Below are 16,467 nucleotides of genomic sequence, written 5' to 3'. Positions count from 1 at the left end.
CTCAAGCCGCATCTCTCCGATGGGCCCGCTTAGGCGGTCCGGAAGTCCGGGAATTCGCCGGTGGCCTCGCTCTGAACGGCCTCCACGCCGTCTACGCTGCCGGGTGCTGCCGGTGACTGCAGCCACCGCAGCAGCTGCTCCACCTGGTCCTGGGCGCCTTCGGCAATGAGCCGGACCGACCCGTCCCAGTGATTTGACACCACCCCGGTGAGGCCGAGGCGGGTGGCCTGCTGCAGCGTACGGTACCGAAAACCAACTGCCTGGACCTGACCGGTAATCCGTGCCGTCAGGCGGCGTCGGGGAGGGCTGGGGTCCTGGACCGTCATGGCTTCAGGATAACGGACCCTGCAGTGCCGAACCAGCTGCCGCGAGCAGGGAACCGTCCGCCACAGCAAGCCTGCAGGCCTCGATTTCCGGAGCCAGGCAGCGGTCAGGTCCAGGTCCGGGAACGGCAGCGCGAAGGGCTGTCCGCACTGCGGTGATGGCAGGTGCGCTTCGGGACGCGTGGACACCGCCGTCGCGCATATCCAGGGCTCGCGCCGAGGTGAGTATCTCAACGGCCAGCACCCGGGTCAGCCCGTCCAGGGCCTTGCGCAGCTTCAGCCCGGCAGCCCAGCCCATGGACACATGGTCTTCCTGCATGGCGGATGAGGGGATTGAATCCACCGACGCGGGCACGGCTAGGCGCTTGAGCTCAGAGACGATTCCGGCCTGGGTGTACTGGGCGATCATGTGGCCGGAGTCCACGCCCGGGTCTTCGGCAAGGAACGCGTTGAGGCCATGGCTTCGGTTGCGGTCCAGGAACCGGTCCGTGCGGCGCTCGCTCATGGATGCGACATCCGCGACGGCGATGGCCAGAAAATCCAGGACGTACCCTACCGGTGCTCCGTGGAAGTTGCCGTTGGACTCCACCCGGCCGTCGGGAGTCACCACGGGATTGTCCACCGCGGAGGCCAGCTCGCAGGCCGCGACATGCTCGGCGTGGGCCAGGGTGGACCGGGCAGCGCCGTGGACCTGCGGTGCGCAGCGCAGCGAGTACGCGTCCTGCACGCGGGTGAACTCGCCGGTCTTCTGCTCCTCCACCAGAACCGATCCGCGAAGGACGGCACGGATATTCTCCGCCGACTCGGCCTGGCCCGGCTGCGGACGCAGGGCCTGCAGGTCCGCGGCGAATACGGCATCCGTGCCCAGCAGGCCCTCAACGCTCATCGCAGCGGCGACGTCCGCCGTGGTCAGCAGCCGGTGCAGGTCAGCGATGGCGAGGGTGAGCATGCCAAGCATCCCGTCCGTCCCGTTGATCAGCGCCAGTCCCTCTTTTTCCTGCAGCTCAAGGGGCTCCAGGCCGGCCGCCGCCAGTGCCGCCGACGCGTCCATTTCCCGGCCAGCGGCGTCGCGCACCCTGCCCTCGCCCATCAGGGCGAGCGCGCAGTGGGACAGCGGCGCCAGGTCGCCTGAGCAGCCGAGCGAGCCGTATTCGCCGACCACCGGGGTGATGCCGGCATTAAGCAGCGCAGCGTAGGCCGAGGCGACTGCGGGACGCACGCCGGTGCGGCCGGTGGCGAGGGTGGAGAGCCGCTTGAGCATCAGGGCCCGGATCACCTCGCGGTCCACTTCCTGGCCGGACGACGCCGCGTGGCTGCGCACCAGCGAGCGCTGCAGAACGGTTCGCTGGGTGGGCGGTATCTGCTTGGTCGCCAGGGCACCGAAGCCGGTGGAGACTCCATAGTGCGGTTTTGAATCGGCGGCCAGCGATTCGATGACAGCCCGGGAGGCTGCCATCGCGGCGAGCGACTCTGCGCTCAGGGCAACCGGAGCGTCCATGCGGGCCACGGCAACAACCGCTGCGGAATCCAGCGGACCCGTTCCAACCTCCACGCCAAGGACCGTCTTCGAAGCTGAACCCCGGGAAGAAAGAACCAAGACGTCATCCTTGTCTGTGTACCGTCGACGCTCTCCGTCGAACGAGGAAATGCCGCACGGTGGTACTGGCATTTCAACCAGTGAAATGCACTTGGTCGTGAACCGCAAGTGCGTGACCAGCGGCCGGGAAACCGATCAGGCACAATAGGCACATGCCTTCCGCCCCTGCCGACGCCGTACCCGACGCCTGGACGCGGCGCAGGCTCAGGGCCGAAATCCTGATTGTGCTGGGACTGTCCCTGGGCCAGTCGGGTGTGTACGCCGTCGTACGGCTGCTGGACAAGATGACGCAGGGACCGCTGCAGGGCCAAACAACCACGCTTAACCCGGTCCTGGATGACCGGGCGGTCTTCGACCTGGTGTACCAGCTGCTGGGCATTTTCTTCTCGCTGGTTCCGGTGGCGCTGGTCCTCTTCCTGCTCACCGAGCCGGGCCGGTCAGCGTTCCGGCGGATCGGCTTCACGTTCTCCCGGCCGGTGCCGGACTTCGGTCTGGGGTTGGGGCTTGCCGCTGTGATCGGGGCGGGAACGTTCGGTGTCTACGCCGCGGGCCGGGCGGTGGGCATTACCACCGCGATCGTTCCGGCGGCCCTGGACATGTACTGGTGGACCCTGCCGGTCCTGGTGCTTTCGGCGATGCGGCACGCCGTCCTGGAAGAGGTGATCGTAGTGGGCTACCTCTTCACCCGGCTGCGTGCCCTGGGCTGGTCGGCGCCGGCCATGATCCTCACCAGCGCCCTCATCCGGGCCAGCTACCACCTGTACCAGGGGATCGGCCCGGGAATCGGCAACTTCTTGATGGGGCTGCTGTTCGGGTATGCCTACTACAAGACGAAGCGCGTGATGCCGCTGGTCATCGCCCACGCCCTGGTGGACATCGCCGGGTTCGTGGGGTTCGCCCTGTTCGGATCCGCTATTGGAATTGGAGACTGACGCCTTCATGGCATTGCTGACACCCTGGGGCGAAGCCCTGAATCCGCAGAACGTCCTGCCCGAATATCCGCGTCCCCAGCTGGTGCGCGGAAACTGGCTGAACCTCAACGGATACTGGGACTACGCCATCACCCCCGCGGCCCGGGCGGATCCGCCGCAGTCCTGGGACGGCCGGATCCTGGTGCCGTTCTCGCCCGAGGCACCGCTCTCCGGCGTCGAACGCCAGCTGCAGCCGGACCAGGCGCTCTGGTACCGGCGCCCGTTCGCAGTGCCGGAGCGTGCGGGAGGCCGCATCCTGCTGCACTTTGGGGCCGTGGACCAGCACTGCACCGTGATGGTCAACGGGCGGGAGGCAGGAACGCACGACGGCGGTTACCTCCCGTTCGTCCTTGACGTCACCGAGCTGCTGGAAGGCGGTTCGGCGGAACAGGAACTGATGGTCCGCGTGCTGGACGGGAGCGATTCGAACGGGGCGTCGCGCGGCAAGCAAAAGCTGGAGCGCGGGGGGATCTGGTACACCGCGCAGTCCGGCATCTGGCAGACGGTGTGGCTGGAACGGGTCCCGGAAACCTGGATCCGCGATGTGGTGCTGACACCGCTGGACTCGCTCGACGGCGTCGAAATCACGGTGTTCCTTGACGGTGCCGGGGCTGGGATGGACCCGGCGGCGGGGCGGGACCTGCCGGACCTGCCCGGCCAGGCGGCGGTCTTTGCCGGCGGGACGGAAGTGGCCGCGGCCGCTTTCATGCCCGGGGAGCCGTTCCGGCTGGCCCTGCCCGAACCGCGGCTGTGGAGACCCGAGGATCCGTTCCTCTACGACGTCCGGGTGCGGCTGGGCGAGGACGAGGTCCGGTCCTACTTTGGGCTGCGGACGTTCGGCACCGGCACGGATTCTGCCGGACACAGGCGCCTGCTGCTCAACGGCAAACCATACCTGCACTCCGGCCTGCTGGATCAGGGCTACTGGCCGGACGGGCTGTACACGCCGCCGTCGGATGAGGCGATGGTGTTCGACATCCAGACGGCCAGGGACCTGGGCTTCACGATGCTGCGCAAGCACATCAAGATCGAGCCGCTGCGCTGGTACCACCACTGCGACCGCCTGGGCATGCTGGTCTGGCAGGACATGGTGAACGGCGGAATCGGGGAGGGGCGGGCGCCTGAACCCGTGCCGCTGCCGGGCCGGGGGAGCAGGAGCGACCGCCGCTACGCGAAGTTCGGCCGCAGCGACGCCTCCGGGCGGGACGCATTCCGGCGGGAGCTGCGGGAGACCGTTGGGCTGCTGCGCAGTGTTCCCAGCATCGCGGTGTGGGTGCCGTTCAATGAGGGCTGGGGACAGTTCGACGCCGCGGATGTTGCCGCTGAGCTCCGGGCCCTGGACTCAACGCGCAGCATCGACCATGCAAGCGGCTGGCACGACCAGGGTGCCGGCGACGCGAAGAGCCTGCACGTCTACGCTGTTCCGTTCCGGATCCGCAGGCGGTGGCAGCGGGACCCGAGGGCCATCGTCCTCTCCGAGTACGGCGGGTTCAGCCTTCCCGTGGAGGGACACACCTGGAACAGCAAGGTCTTTGGGTACGGCAAAACCCTGCACAGCCAGGCAGAGCTGGAAAAGGCGTACACGGCCCTGCACCGCGGCCAGATCGAGCCGGCCCTGAGGGAAGGCCTGGCTGCCACCGTTTACACCCAGCTCACCGACGTCGAGGACGAGGTCAAGGGCCTGCTCACTTACGACCGCCGGGTGCTCAAGATGGATCCCGCCGTCGTCCGTGGCCTAAATGCGGAGCTGGAGCGGGCCTTCGCGGGGTAGCCCGACGAATCTGCTGCCGGTTTCCGCTCCGTTTTGGGAGATCGCTCCGCAGCGCGGCGGAGCGATCTGCACAAACCGGAGCGGAACTCAGTCCCGGCGCCGACGGGACGGTTCTTGAAGCGGCAGCCCAGCCTGAAGGAGCCGCCGTACCAAGGAGCCCGGATGGTGTGCGGGTCTTGAGATATCGGCCCAGGACCAGCGCACAAACCCCACACCGGTTGCCCGGATGGCATCTTCGCGCCGCTTTTCCTTTAGGAGGATGTCCCATTGCGGCCCCGCCACAGACTTGTCCCCGCCGTATTTCAGTGCCCCGTCGAACTCTCCAACCAGGTTCCGCTCCGGCCAGAAAAAATCCGTTCGGAAGCGTCCTTCAGCCGTGATGAATTCACGCTGCAGTTCAGGCGGCGGAAAACCCCGCCTGCGCATGACCGCCCGGGAATAGGACTCCCCAGCCGACTCGGAGCGCGCATCGGCGAAACCAATCACGTGGACGGCCCGGGTCAGCCTGGTCCTGTTCGGAAGGTTTTCTGCCAGCCGCAGCAGGTGTTCCTTGCTGATGCCCGGCAGCCCAGTGGGAGGCTCGCTCCGCAGCACCTTGTCCATAGCCGGCACTGCTGCCTCGAACTCCAGATAGGCAGCCATATCCAGGACTGTCTGGGCGCGCGAGGTGACAGTCAGTCCGGACGCGGAGGCAAGGGGTTCAAGCAGATTGCGGACTGTCCACCGGATCCCGGCACGGCGTCGGCCATGGGAAGGGCCATCGGCGAGGATGAGCACTTCCGGAGGAAGGCTAAGGACGGGCAATCCCCACATGATGGCCGCGGATTCCTGCACCGGGACCCGCGGCAGGCTGCCCTGTGCCACAGCTGCGCGGATCCTGAGCCGCTCGCGTTCCCAGGGCGCCAGCGCATGCCAGCTTTCAGCATCCACGTAGACCCCCGCCCGTAGCCGCACGATGCGGCCCTTGCGGCAACGCGCAGCGAGGGAATGGCGCCCGCCACCGTATACGTCGGCGTCGGCGGCCAGGATCAGCTCTGGTTCCATGCCCCGATACTGGGGTCGCAGCGGCAACGCAGCGTCGAACAGGGGCAGATATGTGGAAAACGCTCCGGTTTGGGACAAACCGTCACCCTCGGACCGGAGCGATCGTCACAAACCGGAGCGTTTCCGCGCACCGGAGGCTGAACTAGATCTCGACGAGACCATTCTCGGTGGCAAAGGTGACGGACATGATGCCAGGGGTGCCCTTGGGGGAGACCCAGGTGACGTCCACTGACTCGAGCGGCTCTTCAACGGGCATGCCCAGCCACTCGGTTACACGCGCGGCGGACCCGGCGATGGTGAGGGACTGCAGCGAGACGGTGCCGTCCAGTGCGCGGGAGGGGTGGAGGTCCGCCTTGTCCTCGTCCCAGCGGAGCATGTAGGGAACCTGCGGGTCGGCGATCAGGCCGTTGATGCCGATCTGCCGCCAGGTAAGTTCCTGCCCGTCGGGGAACTTGCGGTTGCCGGGCACGGAGGAGCGGCCAAGGCGTTCTTCGAAGGGAGCAAGGTCCTCAACGGCAACACACCAGCCCATCCAGCCGCCGCCGGCTTCGGAGCGGGCACGGACAGCCTGCCCAAAGGGAGCCTTGTCCGAGGCAGGGTGGTTCAGCACTTCAACAACCTCAACATACTGGTGGTTGGCCAGCGGGAGGATCATGTTGCGGGTACCAAAACGGGGATGGACTCCGCCTTTGACGAAGCCGGTTCCCAGGGCAGCAGCAATGCGTTCCGTCGTGGCCAGCAGGCCGTCGGATTCGCAGGCGTAAGAGACGTGATCCAGGCGCATGCGAACATCTTGGCATGTTGTGACCTGTGTCTCGACTAAGGCCAGCCTAAGCGGCGTAACGAAGCACTTTCATGCTGCGTCATATGGGTTGCGCAACGGCCGGAGCGTTGGTTCTATAGGTACAGGTCATGAGTGCCAGCAGATAGCCCCGGCTTGCTGGCCGGCAACCCTCCAACCGCGGTGGGGTGCCCCGGGTGAAGACCTGGCCGTACGCAAACAGGCGTACCGGCAAGCGCGGGCCACACGTGTCGCTCCGGTGTATTCCGGCTCAGACCCTGTGGGGCCCCTGGTTACAAAAGGGAGCACAATGTCTGCCAACTGGTCCTTCGAAACACGCCAGATCCATGCAGGTCAGGAGCCCGACGCCGTTACCGGCGCCCGCGCACTGCCCATCTACCAAACCTCGTCCTTCGTTTTTCCCAGCGCCGAAGCGGCAGCCAACCGGTTCGCACTGGCGGAGCTTGAACCGATCTACACGCGGATCGGCAACCCCACCCAGGAAGCCGTGGAGAACCGCATTGCCTCCCTGGAGGGCGGTCTCGGAGCGCTGCTGCTCGCCTCCGGCCAGGCAGCTGAGACGTACGCGATCCTCAACCTTGCCCAGGCCGGGGACCACATCGTGGCCAGCCCCAGCCTGTACGGCGGCACCTACAACCTCTTCAAGCACACGCTCAAGAAGTTCGGCATCGACGTCAGTTTCGTGGCCGACCCGGACAACCTCGACCAGTGGCGCGAAGCGGTCCGCCCCAACACCAAGGCCTTCTTCGGGGAAGTAGTTTCAAACCCGCGCCAGGACGTCCTGGATATCGAGGGGATCTCCGCCGTCGCCCATGAGGCAGGCATTCCCCTGATCGTGGACAACACCCTGTCCACTCCGTACCTGATCCGGCCCATCGAATGGGGTGCAGACATCGTGGTGCACTCGGCAACCAAGTACCTGGGCGGGCACGGCACCGTGATCGCCGGCGTGATCGTGGACTCCGGCAACTTCGACTTCGGGGCGGACCCGGCGAAGTTTCCCGGCTTCAACACTCCTGATGAGAGCTACAACGGGCTCGTCTACGCCCGGGACCTCGGTGCGGGCGGAGCCCTCGGCGCCAACCTGGCCTACATCCTCAAAGCCCGGGTCCAGCTGCTGCGCGACCTCGGCTCGGCGCTGTCCCCGTTCAACGCTTTCCTCCTCGCCCAGGGACTGGAAACGCTCAGCCTGCGCGTGGAGCGGCATGTCGGGAACGCCGTCGCCGTCGCGCGGTGGCTTGAAGCGCACGACGACGTCATTTCGGTTGCGTACGCAGGGCTTGAGTCGAGCCCGTGGTACGAGAGGGGACGCAAGTACGGACCACGCGGAACCGGAGCGATCGTGTCCTTTGAGATCGAAGGCGGCGTGGAAGCCGGCAAGCGCTTCGTCGACGGGCTCGAGCTGCACTCGCACGTGGCCAACGTCGGCGACGTCCGCTCCCTGGTCATCCACCCGGCGTCGACGACCCACAGCCAGCTCGGGGCTGAGGCCCAGGCGGCGGCCGGCGTAAGCCCGGGACTGGTGCGCCTGTCCGTGGGGCTGGAGCACATCGATGACATCATCGCGGACCTTGATGCCGGTTTCCGCGCCGCAAAGGGAGCATGAAGTACAGCGTGACCACCTACCCGCCTGCACCGCAGCACCCCGTCCGCGTTCTTGACGGGGTGCTGCAGTACGCCCTGATCGGTGACCTGAAACTCGAAACCGGCAGCGTCCTCCCCAACGTAGTGCTGGGCTACGAGACGTGGGGGGAGCTGAACAGCGACGCCTCCAACGCCGTCCTGATTCCGCACGCGCTGACGGGGAGCACCCACGTAGCGCAGGGCAGCACCGATGAGCCCGGCTGGTGGGACGGGCTGGTTGGCCCGGGACGGACCATCGACACCAACCGGTTCTTTGTTGTCTCCATCAATATGGTCGGCGGCTGCTACGGCTCCACCGGACCGGCGTCGGCGGATCCGGACGGACTGCCCTGGGGATCACGCTTCCCGTTCGTGACCATCCGGGACTCCGTGCACGCCGAAGCGCGCCTGGCGGACCAGCTGGGCATCCGCCGCTGGCACACGGTGCTGGGCGGATCCCTGGGCGGTGCACGGGCACTCGAATGGGCCGTAACGGAACCTGAACGGGTGGCCCGGTGCGCGGTGATAGCGGCGACGGCGGCAAGCACCGGTGAGCAGATCGCCTTTGCCCAGGCGCAGGTGGCGGCCATCCGCCTGGACCCGGACTACAACGGAGGCGACTACTACAACGGCCGCGCTCCGCTGGCCGGACTGGGCCTGGCGCGGAGGATCGCGCACATTACCTACCGGTCCGAGGCTGAACTGCAGTACCGGTTTGGCCGGGCACCCCAGCCGGGGGAAGACCCGCTCGGTGCCGCGCTGCCGGCAGGGCGCGGCCGTTACCAGGTGGAGAGCTACCTGGACCACCAGGGGACAAAGCTCGCCGGCAGGTTCGACGCCAACAGCTACATCATCCTCACCGAGGCGCTGATGAGCCACGACGTCACCCGGGGCCGGGGCAGCCTGGGCGATGCGCTCGCCGTTGCCCGGGCCGAGTTCCTTGTGGCCGCGGTGGACTCGGACCGCCTGTACTTCCCGGAGCAGTCCCATGAACTGGCGGCCGCGCTTCCCGGCGAGAACCGGGTGCACCTGATCAGCGCGCCCATTGGGCACGACGGGTTCCTCACCGACGTTCTCCAGCTCCAGGACGTGCTGCGGAAGGACTTCTTCGGCTAGGCGTCCGGGCCTTCGGAGAAACCTAGCCCTGGCCGGCCGGCGCGGCCCCCGCGCCGGCAGCCTCGGAGGAACCCTGCGGCATCCGCTGTCCGAAGAACGGGCCTGCGTCCGGCCGCTTCGGTGAGATCCCGTCCCCGGAGGAGCGCCGGCGGACCCGCCGCATCACCCACGGCATCAGGTACTCGCGGGCCCAGAACAGGTCCTCGGAGCGTGCCGTCCGCCAGTTCTTGGCCGGCAGTTCCTTCACCCGCGCCGGTTCGAGGGTGTGCGGGACGCCGAGCGTCTCCAGCACCATGGCCGCGATGGTCTGGTGCCCCATCGGTGAGAAGTGCAGCCGGTCCGGTGCCCACATCTGCTGGTTGCTCAGCTCCCGCAGCGCCCACATGTCCGCGATGACGGCGTCGTGCCGCATGGCCACGGTGCGCAGGTTCTCGTTGTAGATGGCCACCCGGCCGCGGACGCTTCCCAGCACCGGGGTCGCTCCAATGTCCGGTCCGGTGAACAGCACAACCGTGGCGCCGGTTTCCCGCAGCCGCGCGATGGTGCCGTCCATGATTTCGGCAAGACGGTCAGGGTCCCCGCCAGGGCGGATGACGTCGTTGCCGCCGGCGCAGATGGTCACCAGGTCCGGCTTCAGGTCTATGGCAGGCTGGACCTGCTCGGCAACGATCTGGTTCAGCAGGCGTCCGCGGATGGCCAGGTTCGCGTAGGCGAAGTCATCATGCCCGGCGGCGAGTTCCTCTGCCAGCCGGTCGGCCCAGCCGCGGTGGCCGCCCGGGCTTTCCGGGCTCGGGTCGCCGATTCCCTCCGTGAAGGAGTCGCCCAGCGCCACGTAGCGGTTGAAGGGATGGTCCGGGCGTCCCTGCTGCTGGTCAGGCTGCACCGGCGGCTCGGAGTGGTTCTGCGGTTCGGTGGGTGCGGAGGAAGGCTGGGCATTTTCGGTCACCGAACCATGATTGCGCCTGGGGCCCTGGCTACGCGACCGTAGGTTGGAAGAGCCGCATGCCAGAATGGAATTCATGACGAACAACTCTCCCTGGAACCCTGTTGTGCTGTTCTCCAAGCCGGAGGAAGAGCGCGCCGGAACGCCGCTGCTGGTCCTCTTCCACGGCTACCTGGCCAACGAGGAAGACCTCATGGGGCTGGCGCAGTACCTGCCGCAGGAGTTCACCATCGCCTCCGTCCGCGCACCCCGGGCACTGGGGCCGGGCTACTCCTGGTTCCCGCTGATGCACGAACCGGAGTACTCGGTGGACCGGGTGGTCTCAGCAGTCCAGGACGTCTCGGACTGGCTGGACGGAATCAGGGAAGAGCACTCCATCGTGAGCCTGCTCGGCTTCTCCATGGGAATGGCCGTGGCCAGCACGCTGATGCGCCACCGGCCGGAGGAGTTTGCCGCCGTCGTCGGGCTTTCCGGGTTTGTCGTCCCGGCCGAAGGAAACGGGTTCTTCCACGACGAGGAGCTGGCGGCGCTCAAGGTGCCGTTCTTCTGGGGGCGGGACCAGGCTGACCCGGTCATCGACGCGGAGCGGATCGAATACACCCATGCCTGGCTGAACGGCCATACCAAGATGACCAAGGTGCTCTACGCCGGCATGGGGCACAGCATCAACATGCAGGAACTGGGACACGTGCGGGAGTTCCTCACCCACACGGTCCTCGGCTCCCGGTAGGGGCCGGCAGAAACTACCCGCCGGAGACGATCCGCACGGCCTGGCCGTTCACTTCGACGGTGTCTCCGGCGTGCAGCTGCCGTCCGCGGCGCTCCTCGATGTCTCCGTTGACCTTCACCAGGCCGTTCTCCACCAGCTCCCTGGCCTCGATGCCGTCTTCGGCAAGACTGGCGAGTTTCAGTGCCTGGCCAAGGCGGATCATGTCGTCGCGGATGGGCAGGTCCTGGGGATCGGTTGAGCTCATGGATCCTATTCTGCCGGAGAAATCGCACGACGCCGGTACGGGACCGGCTGCCGCGGGCTGCGGGAAACGGGGCGGGGACGGGCAGGGCACCGAAGCGGGAGTAATGTGAAACGGTGCCACAGCCTGCCCGCATCCCCGCCTCCGTCGGTCTTCCCCTTGCCCTAGCCTCCGGGGTGGCGATTCCCGCCCAGTCCCGCATTAACGGTGCCCTGGGCGTTGCCCTGGACGATTCGCTCGCCGCCGCGCTGGTGAGCTTCGGCGTGGGGCTGGCCGTGATGATCCTCGTCACCGCCTTGCTGCCGCGCGGCAGGGCCGGAGTCCGGCAGATCCTTCCGGCCCTCCGGGAGAGGCGCTTTCCGCGGATCTACATCCTGGCCGGCGTGATCGGCGCCTGGTTCGTGCTTACGCAGACCCTGACCATCGCAGTACTGGGGGTTGCTGTATTTACTGTCGCCACGGTGGCCGGGCAAACGCTGACCGGGCTGGTGGTGGACCGCATGGGCATCGGACCCGGCGGCAGGAAAACCCTCACCATCATGCGGGTAGTGGGCGCAGTGCTGACCATCGCCGCCGTCGCCTGGGCCGTGAGCCCCAAGCTCACCGGCAGCGGCGGAGGCGTCGACTGGCTGCTGACCGTGCTCCTGCCGCTGAGCGCCGGCATGGCCATGAGCTTCCAGCAGGCCATGAACGGCACCACCGGGATGCACTACGGCACGCCCATCACGGCAACCCTGATGAACTTCGTCTCCGGCTTCACCGCCCTGCTGGCGGTGTGGCTGGTCAAGGTAGCGGTCTCCGGATTCGGCAATCCGCTGCCGGACACCTGGTGGTACTACCTGGGCGGTGTGATGGGCTGCATCTTCATTGGCATCAGCGCCATGCTGGTGAAGACCCTCGGCGTCCTGCTCACCAGCCTCGGCCTGATCGGCGGACAGCTGGTCGGGTCCCTCCTGCTGGATCTCTTCCTCCCCGCCCCGGGCTCCGTCGTCGTCGCCGCAACGGTCCTGGGCACCGCCCTGACCCTGGTGGCGATCGTGGTGGCCACGCTGCCCTGGAACATGCCCGGATTCCGCCCCTGGACGCGGCGGCGCCGCGGATAGCCGGCTTTCGCCGCCGTGACCTTAAGCTGGTATCTATAGGTTTTGCCCTCCGGCCCGCACCTGCGCACTTCCGCGCCGGGAAGCGAGGCGGAACGGGATCAAAAGCGGACCGCACCCAGCGGCCTGCGTGAGCAGAAAGAACGGCGGTACCATTCACATGGCTTCGACCAAATCCAAACTGGATCCGATCATCTCCCTGGCCAAGCGCAGGGGCTTCGTCTTCCAGTCGGGTGAGATCTACGGTGGTTCGCGTTCCGCCTGGGACTACGGGCCCCTCGGCGTCGAGCTGAAGGAAAACATCAAGAAGCAGTGGTGGCAGTCGATGGTCCGCGGACGGGACGACGTCGTCGGCCTGGATTCCGCCGTCATCCTCCCGCGTGCCGTGTGGGAAGCCTCCGGCCACGTGGAGGTCTTCTCCGACCCGCTGGTGGAGTGCCTGAGCTGCCACAAGCGCTACCGTGCGGACCACCTCGAAGAGGAATACGAAGAGAAGAAGGGCCGCGCGCCGGAAAACGGCCTGGCGGACATTGCCTGCGCCAACTGCGGCACCAAGGGCCAGTGGACCGAGCCGCAGGAATTCTCCGGCCTGCTCAAGACCTTCCTGGGCCCGGTGGCCAGTGAAGAGGGCATGCACTACCTGCGCCCGGAAACCGCCCAGGGCATCTTCGTGAACTTCAACAACGTGCTCACCACTTCCCGCAAGAAGCCGCCGTTCGGCATCGGCCAGATCGGCAAGAGCTTCCGCAACGAGATCACCCCGGGCAACTTCATCTTCCGCACCCGCGAGTTCGAGCAGATGGAGATGGAATTCTTCGTCGAGCCCGGCACGGACGAGGAGTGGCACAAGTACTGGATCGAGACCCGGAAGAACTGGTACACGGACCTGGGCATCGACCCGGAGAACCTGCGCCTGTTCGAGCACCCGCTGGAGAAGCTCAGCCACTACTCCAAGGGCACCACGGACATCGAATACCGCTTCGGTTTCCAGGGGTCGGAGTGGGGTGAGCTCGAAGGCATCGCCAACCGCACCGACTTTGACCTGGGCACGCACTCCAAGCACTCCGGCACGGACCTGAGCTACTTCAACCAGGCCACCAACGAGCGGTTCACCCCGTACGTGATCGAGCCCGCTGCCGGCCTGACCCGTTCCTTCATGGCGTTCCTGGTGGACGCCTACACCGAGGACGAGGCCCCCAACGCGAAGGGCGGCGTGGACAAGCGCACCGTGCTGCGCCTGGATCCGCGCCTGGCTCCGGTCAAGGCCGCAGTGCTGCCGCTGAGCCGCAACGAGGACCTGTCCCCGAAGGCCAAGGAGCTGGCCGCCCAGCTGCGCCGGAACTGGAACATCGACTTCGATGACGCCGGCGCCATTGGCCGCCGCTACCGCCGCCAGGACGAGATCGGCACCCCGTTCTGCATCACGGTGGACTTCGACACGCTCGATGACCTGGCCGTCACCGTCCGCGAGCGGGACACCATGGCCCAGGAACGCGTGAGCCTGGACAAGGTCCAGGGCTACCTGGCCGAACGGCTGATCGGCGCGTAATGGCGATCACTTTCCGCGAATGGCGCGAGGATGACGACCTCGCCCTGATCCAGCTCTGGGGCGACCCCGAGACCGGGGAAGCCGCGCACTTCCGCTCCGTCCTGCGGCCTTCGGCGAACGAGCCGTGGAGCCGCTGCATCGTGGCGGAGGACGACGGCGTGCCGGTGGCCGCCGGGGTGGTCTACGAGACCAGCCTGCACCCGGACCGGCTATGGGTTTACATCGAGGTGGCGCGGGATAACCGGCGTGCCGGCCTCGGTTCCACCCTGCTGGGCATGCTGCGCAAGGAAGCCGAGAACGCGCCGTCGGGCGTTACCAGGCTCCGCGCCAAGGTTGCTCCGGGCTCCGCAGGCGCGGCGTTCGCCGCCGCCGCCGGGCTGGAGCCGATCCAGCGCTCGCGGTCGGTGATCGTTGAACCGGGCAAGCTTAAGCTCCCCGTCTTCGAGGACCACGGACCACAGCTGGAGGAAGCAGCCACCGGGTCGGTTGAGCTGACCCGCGCCGTCGCCGACTTCTATAACGCTGTCCACAACTGGGACCGGGCGGACATGGGAATCGGCCGGGCCCAGCAGATGCTGCTGCACGAGGCCACCGGCGCGTCCGGTGCCGTGGTGCTCAGGGACAAGCCGAAGCATGAAGGCGGGAAGATCGCCGCGTTTGCGGTGAGCTACACCTCCGAGCGCACCGACGCCCCCGCGGATGTGCTGCTGGGCTGGGACACCTCGCTGGAGGAGACCGAGGCGGAAGCCGCGGTTGAATCGCTGCTGGCCATGCTGGCCTACCAGTACCCGGTGCAGCTGGAAGTCGATGACTCGATGACAGCCCTGGCCAAGGTGCTGGACCGCCTGCTGGCCGCCGGCGCTGCCCGCCGGGACGGCCCGGAGACACTGATCCTCAGCAGCTAGGTGTACTGAGACAGCACGTTAGTTACACCTGGTGATGGGTGCTTTGCCTCCGAGGCTGCCGTGTGGGCGTTGGTGGTTGTAGAAGTCTAGCCACGGTTGCAGGGCATCGGTGCGGGCTTGGTTGGAGTCGAAGACCTGCCGGTAGGCCCAGCCTTCCTGCAGGGTCCGGTTGAAGCGTTCGGCTTTGCCGTTCTGCCAAGGATGGCGGGGCTTGATCAGGATGTGCTTGGCACCCAACGTGGACAGCACCGCCTGGAAGTCATTGGAGAGCCGGTAAGCGAACGCGTTATCCGTCATGACTCGTTTCACCGGCGCTCCGTGCGCGGCCATGAACGCGGCAGCCCGCTGCAGGAACCCGGCGCAGGTCGGACCCTTCTCATCGGGGTGGACTTCCACGAACGCGAGCCTTGAGTGATCGTCCACGGCGACGTGGACGTAGTCGAAACCGACTCTCGTGTGGCCGGTGCTGTGGTTGCGAGCGGACTGATTCGGGTCTGCCCGCCAGCCGCCCCCGTCCGGGATCCGGCCGAGTTTCTTCACATCGATATGGACCATGTCCCCGGGAGCGTCGCGTTCATACCGGCGCTCCGTTGCCCGGGCGGCACGGATGCGGATACCGGTCAGCGGATCCAGCTCCCAGAGCTTGGGGACACCGGAACGAAGAAGGATCCGGGACACCGTGCGGACGCCTACCCCGGTGCGGGATGCGATATCGGCCGGCCCGGTGCGGTGCTCGGTACGGGTTGTTAGGACCTCGGCGGTTTTCTCCGGGCTGGTCGCGTGCGGGCACGTTTTGGGCTTCGAAGAACGGTCTTCCAAACCGGGCGGGCCTTCTTCCCGGTACCGGTTGACCCACCGGTAAGCGGTGGGCCGGGAGATACCCATTTCCTTCGCGACATGGGCTACCGGCCGCCCGGAAGCGACGCGCTGGACCAGGATCATTCTTCCGGCCGGAGCCAGACGGGCATTACCGTGGGACATGAAGACCTCTTGGGTTCGGCTGTGTGTGGTAACCACCAAACCTAAGAGGTCTTCACCCTATTCACGTGTAACTAACGTGGTGTCTCAGTACAGCTAGGCCCACCGCTCGAGATAGCAGAAAGTGCACGTATCAGGCCTGATACGTGCACTTTCTGCTATCTCGGTGCGAAGAGAGACGCCTCAGGCGGTGAGCCGGCCGGAAAGGGTGAAGAGCACTGACTCGGATACTTCCTCCACGCTGCGTTCGGGGGAGAAGGCAAGCCATTCGATGCCGCCCACCAGGACGGCGCCGAAAATAGTGCCGGCCATGAGCTCCGCATCCGGGCGCTCCGGATGGGTTTCCCGGATCACCGCCACGATTTCCGCCAGCGCCTCCCGCCGGACGGTCTGCAGGTGGGTCTGCCAGGACCGGTCCGTGCGGAAAATCTCCGCGGCGATCAGCTTGGCCAGGGGCTGGTTCCCGGAAATGAGTTCCAGCATCGCACCGACCATGGAAGCCAGCGCCTGCCCGCCCGTTTTTCCGTCCCGTGCCTGCCGCAGGGTCTCGGCCAGCGTCCCGATTCCGTCCAGGAGCAGCTGTTCAAAGAGCTTGTCCTTGGAGGAGAAGTTGTAATAGACGCTGCCCTTGGCCACTCCGGCGCGCACTGCGACGTCCTCCATGGTGGTGCCGGTGATCCCGTTCAATGACGCCAGCTCCAAAGCGGCGCCCAGGATCGACCGCTTGGTGCCTGATACCCGTGGCATTCAATGAGTCCTTTTGTTTCTCCGGTG

Annotated in this window: 16 protein-coding genes and 1 riboswitch; of the genes, 8 read left to right on the top strand and 8 right to left on the bottom strand. The window is 66.7% G+C overall.

All coding sequences use genetic code 11. From position 1 onward, the window contains the following. Positions 1–29: 29 nt before the first annotated feature. The gene (locus ITX31_RS02160) at positions 30–326 is read right to left on the bottom strand and encodes an acylphosphatase (protein WP_194781847.1); all 297 of its coding nucleotides are present in this window, start codon (positions 324–326) and stop codon (positions 30–32) included. A 4-nt stretch (positions 327–330) separates the two neighbouring features. Continuing rightward, the gene (gene hutH / locus ITX31_RS02155; protein ID WP_228528909.1) at positions 331–1,920 is read right to left on the bottom strand and encodes a histidine ammonia-lyase; all 1,590 of its coding nucleotides are present in this window, start codon (positions 1,918–1,920) and stop codon (positions 331–333) included. 152 nt (positions 1,921–2,072) lie between these two features. Between hutH and ITX31_RS02150 the strand changes: the two genes are divergently transcribed. Beyond that, positions 2,073–2,852 (top strand): CPBP family intramembrane glutamic endopeptidase, encoded by a 780-nt coding sequence (locus ITX31_RS02150; protein WP_194781845.1) that lies wholly within the window; start codon positions 2,073–2,075, stop codon positions 2,850–2,852. Positions 2,853–2,859: 7 nt separating this feature from the next. Next, positions 2,860–4,662 carry a glycoside hydrolase family 2 protein gene (locus ITX31_RS02145; protein ID WP_194781844.1) on the top strand — a complete coding sequence of 601 codons (1,803 nt, stop codon included), beginning with the start codon at positions 2,860–2,862 and terminating at the stop codon, positions 4,660–4,662. Positions 4,663–4,749: 87 nt separating this feature from the next. Here ITX31_RS02145 and ITX31_RS02140 read toward each other — a convergent pair whose 3' ends face one another. Continuing rightward, positions 4,750–5,706 (bottom strand): hypothetical protein, encoded by a 957-nt coding sequence (locus tag ITX31_RS02140; RefSeq protein WP_194781843.1) that lies wholly within the window; start codon positions 5,704–5,706, stop codon positions 4,750–4,752. A gap of 142 nt (positions 5,707–5,848) precedes the next feature. Continuing rightward, entirely contained in the window at positions 5,849–6,490 is a 642-nt protein-coding gene (locus ITX31_RS02135) for a VOC family protein (protein WP_194781842.1), read from the bottom strand. A gap of 124 nt (positions 6,491–6,614) precedes the next feature. Beyond that, a riboswitch (SAM riboswitch) is annotated at positions 6,615–6,731 on the top strand. Positions 6,732–6,797: 66 nt separating this feature from the next. Here ITX31_RS02135 and ITX31_RS02130 point away from each other — a divergent pair. Together ITX31_RS02130 and metX are read left to right on the top strand one after the other, a co-directional pair. Further along, entirely contained in the window at positions 6,798–8,114 is a 1,317-nt protein-coding gene (locus ITX31_RS02130; protein WP_194781841.1) for a bifunctional o-acetylhomoserine/o-acetylserine sulfhydrylase, read from the top strand. After that, positions 8,111–9,247 carry a homoserine O-acetyltransferase MetX gene (metX, locus tag ITX31_RS02125; protein ID WP_194781840.1) on the top strand — a complete coding sequence of 379 codons (1,137 nt, stop codon included), beginning with the start codon at positions 8,111–8,113 and terminating at the stop codon, positions 9,245–9,247. Before ITX31_RS02130 ends, metX begins: the two co-directional genes overlap by 4 nt. 22 nt (positions 9,248–9,269) lie before the next feature. Here metX and ITX31_RS02120 read toward each other — a convergent pair whose 3' ends face one another. Next, entirely contained in the window at positions 9,270–10,193 is a 924-nt protein-coding gene (locus tag ITX31_RS02120; RefSeq protein WP_416354770.1) for an SGNH/GDSL hydrolase family protein, read from the bottom strand. A gap of 73 nt (positions 10,194–10,266) precedes the next feature. On the opposite strand from ITX31_RS02120, the gene ITX31_RS02115 reads away from it, so the two are divergent. Next, the gene (locus ITX31_RS02115; RefSeq protein ID WP_194781838.1) at positions 10,267–10,920 is read left to right on the top strand and encodes an alpha/beta hydrolase; all 654 of its coding nucleotides are present in this window, start codon (positions 10,267–10,269) and stop codon (positions 10,918–10,920) included. Between the two features lie 13 nt (positions 10,921–10,933). Here ITX31_RS02115 and ITX31_RS02110 read toward each other — a convergent pair whose 3' ends face one another. Then, positions 10,934–11,164: an RNA-binding S4 domain-containing protein gene (locus tag ITX31_RS02110; RefSeq protein ID WP_194781837.1), complete on the bottom strand. Its 231-nt coding sequence runs from the start codon at positions 11,162–11,164 to the stop codon at positions 10,934–10,936. Positions 11,165–11,277: 113 nt separating this feature from the next. On the opposite strand from ITX31_RS02110, the gene ITX31_RS02105 reads away from it, so the two are divergent. The 3 genes from ITX31_RS02105 (at position 11,278) to ITX31_RS02095 (ending at position 14,715) form a co-directional block, all read left to right on the top strand. Further along, complete coding sequence (locus ITX31_RS02105) at positions 11,278–12,264, top strand: DMT family transporter (protein ID WP_194781836.1); 987 nt, start codon at positions 11,278–11,280, stop codon at positions 12,262–12,264. 157 nt (positions 12,265–12,421) lie between these two features. Next, positions 12,422–13,810 (top strand): glycine--tRNA ligase, encoded by a 1,389-nt coding sequence (locus ITX31_RS02100; protein ID WP_194781835.1) that lies wholly within the window; start codon positions 12,422–12,424, stop codon positions 13,808–13,810. Next, positions 13,810–14,715, top strand: coding sequence for a GNAT family N-acetyltransferase (locus tag ITX31_RS02095; RefSeq protein ID WP_194781834.1), 906 nt, complete (start codon positions 13,810–13,812; stop codon positions 14,713–14,715). The genes ITX31_RS02100 and ITX31_RS02095 overlap by 1 nt, the downstream gene beginning before the upstream one ends. Positions 14,716–14,733: 18 nt before the next feature. Here the strand turns inward: ITX31_RS02095 and ITX31_RS02090 are convergent, their stop codons facing one another. Then, entirely contained in the window at positions 14,734–15,696 is a 963-nt protein-coding gene (locus ITX31_RS02090) for an IS481 family transposase (RefSeq protein WP_194781813.1), read from the bottom strand. A 180-nt stretch (positions 15,697–15,876) separates the two neighbouring features. Beyond that, on the bottom strand, positions 15,877–16,440 hold the full coding sequence (locus ITX31_RS02085) for a TetR/AcrR family transcriptional regulator (protein WP_194781833.1): 564 nt from the start codon (positions 16,438–16,440) through the stop codon (positions 15,877–15,879). Positions 16,441–16,467 lie beyond the last annotated feature (27 nt).

Source organism: Arthrobacter gandavensis (assembly GCF_015355785.1).
GTDB lineage: Bacteria > Actinomycetota > Actinomycetes > Actinomycetales > Micrococcaceae > Arthrobacter_B > Arthrobacter_B gandavensis_A.
Note: the sequence above shows the minus strand (reverse complement) of the source record. Positions and strands in the feature narration are given on the sequence as shown.